Source organism: Chryseobacterium herbae (assembly GCF_025154075.1).
GTDB classification, from domain to species: Bacteria; Bacteroidota; Bacteroidia; order Flavobacteriales; family Weeksellaceae; genus Chryseobacterium; species Chryseobacterium herbae.
This window is the reverse complement of record NZ_JAOAMU010000010.1, coordinates 1-5,561: the sequence shown is the minus strand read 5'-3', so window position 1 is coordinate 5,561 and position 5,561 is coordinate 1. Positions and strand designations below refer to the sequence as shown.

Here is a 5,561-nt window from a genome sequence, read left to right as displayed (position 1 = left end):
GTAGCACAGAAGAGCTTTTAGATAAGCATAATAATTTAAACGAGCTTAAGGGATGTAGACGAGAAAGCTTCTTAAAATTTTTAGAAATAAAAGTTGCGGGAATCAAAAAAGTTTGTATCTTTGCAGTCCGGTTAAACGGGGAGCAGAAGCGAGTAAAGATTGAGGTTAAGGAGGGATTAAGGTTACTTAAAAAACTTTAAAATTTTCTCCGGAAACATTTGGTCGATTAAAAATAAATAATTACTTTTGCAACCGCAAATAAGGAACAGAACGACAGAAAAGCTTCCTTATACATTGCGGAAAGAAAAAAGATCATTGACATACAATATACAACCAAGTAAGAAAAAACTAAAGCGTAAATAAAACTTTGAGCGGGTCAGGAAAAACATACAATGGAGAGTTTGATCCTGGCTCAGGATGAACGCTAGCGGGAGGCCTAACACATGCAAGCCGAGCGGTAGGTTTCCTTCGGGAGACTGAGAGCGGCGCACGGGTGCGGAACACGTGTGCAACCTGCCTTTATCAGGGGGATAGCCTTTCGAAAGGAAGATTAATACCCCATAATATATTAAGTGGCATCACTTGATATTGAAAACTCCGGTGGATAAAGATGGGCACGCGCAAGATTAGATAGTTGGTGAGGTAACGGCTCACCAAGTCTACGATCTTTAGGGGGCCTGAGAGGGTGATCCCCCACACTGGTACTGAGACACGGACCAGACTCCTACGGGAGGCAGCAGTGAGGAATATTGGACAATGGGTGAGAGCCTGATCCAGCCATCCCGCGTGAAGGACGACGGCCCTATGGGTTGTAAACTTCTTTTGTATAGGGATAAACCTAGATACGTGTATCTAGCTGAAGGTACTATACGAATAAGCACCGGCTAACTCCGTGCCAGCAGCCGCGGTAATACGGAGGGTGCAAGCGTTATCCGGATTTATTGGGTTTAAAGGGTCCGTAGGCGGATTTGTAAGTCAGTGGTGAAATCTCACAGCTCAACTGTGAAACTGCCATTGATACTGCAAGTCTTGAGTGTTGTTGAAGTAGCTGGAATAAGTAGTGTAGCGGTGAAATGCATAGATATTACTTAGAACACCAATTGCGAAGGCAGGTTACTAAGCAACAACTGACGCTGATGGACGAAAGCGTGGGGAGCGAACAGGATTAGATACCCTGGTAGTCCACGCCGTAAACGATGCTAACTCGTTTTTGGGTTTTCGGATTCAGAGACTAAGCGAAAGTGATAAGTTAGCCACCTGGGGAGTACGGACGCAAGTCTGAAACTCAAAGGAATTGACGGGGGCCCGCACAAGCGGTGGATTATGTGGTTTAATTCGATGATACGCGAGGAACCTTACCAAGGCTTAAATGGGAAATGACAGGTTTAGAAATAGACTTTTCTTCGGACATTTTTCAAGGTGCTGCATGGTTGTCGTCAGCTCGTGCCGTGAGGTGTTAGGTTAAGTCCTGCAACGAGCGCAACCCCTGTCACTAGTTGCCATCATTAAGTTGGGGACTCTAGTGAGACTGCCTACGCAAGTAGAGAGGAAGGTGGGGATGACGTCAAATCATCACGGCCCTTACGCCTTGGGCCACACACGTAATACAATGGCCAGTACAGAGGGCAGCTACCAGGTGACTGGATGCGAATCTCGAAAGCTGGTCTCAGTTCGGATTGGAGTCTGCAACTCGACTCTATGAAGCTGGAATCGCTAGTAATCGCGCATCAGCCATGGCGCGGTGAATACGTTCCCGGGCCTTGTACACACCGCCCGTCAAGCCATGGAAGTCTGGGGTACCTGAAGTCGGTGACCGTAATAGGAGCTGCCTAGGGTAAAACAGGTAACTAGGGCTAAGTCGTAACAAGGTAGCCGTACCGGAAGGTGCGGCTGGAACATCTCATTTTAGAGCGTCTTTTAGACGATAAACAAAATTAGTACTTAAATGTACATTGATTCTGCTTAAAGAAAAGCTTTAGTTTTTTATTTGGTTGCTATATATTATAAAAATACAAAACCCACTAGAAATTAGTATCAGAGGGAGAGAGATTATGAATTTTAAATTATGAATTTTGGATTAGATTCAAAATCCATCATTCAAGATTCAGAATTAATGAAGTCTCGTAGCTCAGCTGGTTAGAGCGCTACACTGATAATGTAGAGGTCGGCAGTTCGAGCCTGCCCGAGACTACTAATTGAAATAGAGGTTAGAAATTAGAATTTAGAGATTAGTTTATACTAATATCTAATTACTAACATCTAACATCTGACTAGAGGGGGAATTAGCTCAGCTGGCTAGAGCGCCTGCCTTGCACGCAGGAGGTCAAGGGTTCGACTCCCTTATTCTCCACAGTTTTGGAAGTTTGATTTAAAAGTTACGAATAGAGCCAATAACAATATTCGTTCATCAAGCTGAAAAGAAGACATTAAGATCATTGACATTAACGGTAAAAATATCACAAAGAGAAAACCGAGCGCATAGAAGCGCTTGAGTAACAAAAAATAGGAAAGAAATCGTTAAGGGCGTATGGCGGATGCCTAGGCTTTCAGAGGCGAAGAAGGACGCGGTAAGCTGCGAAAAGCTGCGGGGATCGGCACACACGAATTGATCCGCAGATGTCCGAATGGGGCAACCCGGCATGTTGAAGACATGTCACTCTAATTTATTAGAGAGCAAACCCGGAGAACTGAAACATCTAAGTACCCGGAGGAAAAGAAATCGAAGAGATTCCGTAAGTAGCGGCGAGCGAAAGCGGATTAGCCCAAAAGTCTTTATATGTTTAAAAGAATGTTCTGGAAAGAACAGCCATAGAGGGTGATAGCCCCGTATTTGAAAGGCATATTTGGATGATAAATGAGTAGGGCGGGACACGTGAAATCCTGTCTGAATATGGGGGGACCATCCTCCAAGGCTAAATACTCCTGAAAGACCGATAGTGAACAAGTACTGTGAAGGAAAGGTGAAAAGCACTTCGAATAGAAGGGTGAAATAGAACCTGAAACCGTACGCCTACAAGCGGTCGGAGCCCACAAGTTGGGTGACGGCGTGCCTTTTGCATAATGAGCCTACGAGTTAATTTTGCTAGCGAGGTTAAGGACTTAAGGTCCGGAGCCGGAGCGAAAGCGAGTCTGAATAGGGCGCTTAGTTAGCAGGATTAGACGCGAAACCTTGTGATCTACCCATGGGCAGGTTGAAGCTCTGGTAACACAGAGTGGAGGACCGAACCGGTTGACGTTGAAAAGTCTTCGGATGACCTGTGGGTAGGGGTGAAAGGCCAATCAAACTGGGAGATAGCTCGTACTCTCCGAAATGCATTTAGGTGCAGCGTCGTATATAAGTTTATTAGAGGTAGAGCTACTGATTGGATGCGGGGGTTTCATCGCCTACCAATTCCTGACAAACTCCGAATGCTAATAAATGTTCTACGGCAGTGAGGGCATGGGTGCTAAGGTCCATGTCCGAGAGGGAAAGAACCCAGACCAACAGCTAAGGTCCCCAAATATATGTTAAGTTGAAGCAACGCGGTTGGACTGCATTGACAGCTAGGATGTTGGCTTGGAAGCAGCCATTCATTTAAAGAGTGCGTAACAGCTCACTAGTCGAGCGGTCCGGCATGGATAATAATCGGGCATAAACATATTACCGAAGCTATGGATTTATACCCTAGGGGTATATCTGGTAGGAGAGCATTCTATTTGCGCCGAAGCAGTATCGTGAGGTATTGTGGAGCGGATAGAAAAGAAAATGTAGGCATAAGTAACGATAAAGCGGGCGAGAAACCCGCTCACCGAAAGACTAAGGTTTCCTCAGCCATGCTAATCAGCTGAGGGTTAGTCGGGACCTAACGCGAACCCGAAAGGGGTAGTGGATGGACAATGGGTTAATATTCCCATACTTGCTCACACTAAAAAGGGGACGGAGTGCCGTACTTACTGGAGACTGACGGAATAGTCAAGACCTAGCCTTCGGGCGAAGTTGTTGTAGGGAAAGTGCTTCCAAGAAAAGCCGAAGTGAAGCAACCCGTACCAAAACCGACACAGGTAGTCGAGGAGAGAATCCTAAGGTGCTAGAGTGAATCATGGTTAAGGAACTAGGCAAAATAGTCTCGTAACTTCGGGAGAAGAGACGCCAGCAGCAATGCTGGCCGCAGTAAAGAGGCCCAGGCGACTGTTTATCAAAAACACAGGACTCTGCAAAATCGAAAGATGCAGTATAGGGTCTGACACCTGCCCGGTGCTGGAAGGTTAAGGAAGGTGCTTAGAGTCAAATCGAAGGCATTAACTGAAGCCCCAGTAAACGGCGGCCGTAACTATAACGGTCCTAAGGTAGCGAAATTCCTTGTCGGGTAAGTTCCGACCTGCACGAATGGTGTAACGATCTGGGCACTGTCTCAACCATGAGCTCTGTGAAATTGTAGTCTCGGTGAAGATGCCGAGTACCCGCAATGGGACGAAAAGACCCTGTGAACCTTTACTATAACTTCGTATTGACTTTGAGTAAGTAATGTGTAGGATAGGTGGGAGGCTTTGAAGCGGGCACGCTAGTGTTCGTGGAGCCAACGTTGAAATACCACCCTTTACTTACTTGGAGCCTAACTTCTTAACGGAAGGACATTGCGTGGTGGGTAGTTTGACTGGGGTGGTCGCCTCCAAAAGAGTAACGGAGGCTTTCAAAGGTACCCTCAGCACGCTTGGTAACCGTGCGTAGAGTGTAATGGCATAAGGGTGCTTGACTGTGAGACCAACAAGTCGATCAGGTGCGAAAGCAGGACATAGTGATCCGGTGGTTCCGTATGGAAGGGCCATCGCTCATAGGATAAAAGGTACTCCGGGGATAACAGGCTAGTCTCCCCCAAGAGCTCACATCGACGGGGAGGTTCGGCACCTCGATGTCGGCTCGTCACATCCTGGGGCTGGAGAAGGTCCCAAGGGTTGGGCTGTTCGCCCATTAAAGTGGCACGCGAGCTGGGTTCAGAACGTCGTGAGACAGTTCGGTCTCTATCTATTGCGGGCGTTAGATGTTTGAGAGGGCTTGATTCTAGTACGAGAGGACCGAATTGAACAAACCTCTGGTGTATCAGTTGTTCCGCCAGGAGCACCGCTGAGTAGCTACGTTTGGAAGAGATAAGCACTGAAAGCATATAAGTGCGAAACTCGCCTCAAGATGAGACATCTTTTAAGGGTCGTTGGAGATGACGACGTTGATAGGCTATAGGTGTAAAGGCAGTAATGTCATAGCCAAGTAGTACTAATTACCCGTAGATTTATAGCCTATGGTTGCTATATATAGGCCTTTTATGCGCAGTAAAGGTTTTGTCTTTGTGAATGTTTTTATCGATATAAAACAGGTAGCAGATCTTAGTTATCAGGTAGCAGGTATTCCCTGCACCTATTATCTACAACCTGCAACCTTATATACCTTCTTTAGGGTGGTTTTAGCGGTGGGGCTCACCTGTTCCCATTCCGAACACAGAAGTTAAGCCCACCAGCGCCGATGGTACTGCGAAAGCGGGAGAGTAGGCCGCCGCCAGTTTTTATTAAAAAGTCTCATACAGTTTTGT

General features: G+C 46.4%; 1 protein-coding gene, 2 tRNA genes and 3 rRNA genes. All 6 read left to right on the top strand.

Features of this window, described 5'->3' with window-relative positions:
- A partial coding sequence (locus N0B48_RS22860) for a hypothetical protein (protein WP_259841808.1) occupies positions 1-200 on the top strand: 200 nt, incomplete at its 5' end.
- Positions 201-389: 189 nt separating this feature from the next.
- Positions 390-1,906 (top strand): 16S ribosomal RNA (locus N0B48_RS22855).
- A 211-nt stretch (positions 1,907-2,117) separates the two neighbouring features.
- Positions 2,118-2,191: transfer RNA gene (locus N0B48_RS22850), tRNA-Ile, on the top strand.
- 85 nt (positions 2,192-2,276) lie between these two features.
- A tRNA-Ala gene (locus tag N0B48_RS22845) sits at positions 2,277-2,350 on the top strand.
- A 157-nt stretch (positions 2,351-2,507) separates the two neighbouring features.
- Positions 2,508-5,272: ribosomal RNA gene (locus tag N0B48_RS22840) — 23S ribosomal RNA — on the top strand.
- A gap of 153 nt (positions 5,273-5,425) precedes the next feature.
- Positions 5,426-5,533, top strand: a 5S ribosomal RNA gene (gene rrf / locus N0B48_RS22835).
- Together the 16S, 23S and 5S rRNA genes with 2 tRNA genes alongside form the textbook arrangement of a ribosomal RNA operon.
- Positions 5,534-5,561 lie beyond the last annotated feature (28 nt).